Consider the following 503-nt stretch of genomic DNA (forward strand, 5'->3'; position numbering starts at 1 on the left):
TGGGGGTGACGCTCGCGACCAACCGCGAGCTGCGCGGCTTCCGTGCCGCGAGCGCGGGGTCCGGGCAGCAGGAGGCCGGCGCAGCGGCGGGCGGGGCCTTGGCCGCGGTGCTGCGGCGGACGCCCACGGCCGATATCTTCGCGGCGGTGCCCGAGCCCGGGCGCGGGCTGGTGATCTCCTGCCCCGGCTATGCGCCGGGCAGCAGCGCAGGCTGCATCGGCGCCTCCGATCCGCGCGGTGGCGGTGTCGCGATCGGCAGCTTCGCGCGGTGACGCGCGGGGACGTCAGGCGCGCGGTGACGCGCGAAGGCATTAGGCGCGCGGTGGCGCGCGAGGGTGTCCAGCACGCGGTGAGGCAGCGATGAAGGTCGGCCGGGCGGGCGACGCGCCCCCGTTCCTCGTGATGGACGTGATCGCCGCCGCCAACGCGCGCGCCGCCGCCCTGCCCGCGGGCGCGCCCGGCATCATCCGCATGGAGGTGGGCCAGCCCGGCACCGGCGCACC

At 78.1% G+C, this 503-nt stretch carries 2 pseudogenes; both read left to right on the plus strand.

The features are described from left to right. A pseudogene (locus HW578_RS27560) lies at positions 1–272 on the plus strand (hypothetical protein); the annotation flags it as partial. Positions 273–360: 88 nt separating this feature from the next. Further along, positions 361–503 (plus strand): annotated as a pseudogene (locus HW578_RS27565) (pyridoxal phosphate-dependent aminotransferase); the annotation flags it as partial.

The organism is Roseomonas rosulenta (assembly GCF_016106005.1).
Taxonomy (GTDB): Bacteria; Pseudomonadota; Alphaproteobacteria; order Acetobacterales; family Acetobacteraceae; genus Neoroseomonas; species Neoroseomonas rosulenta.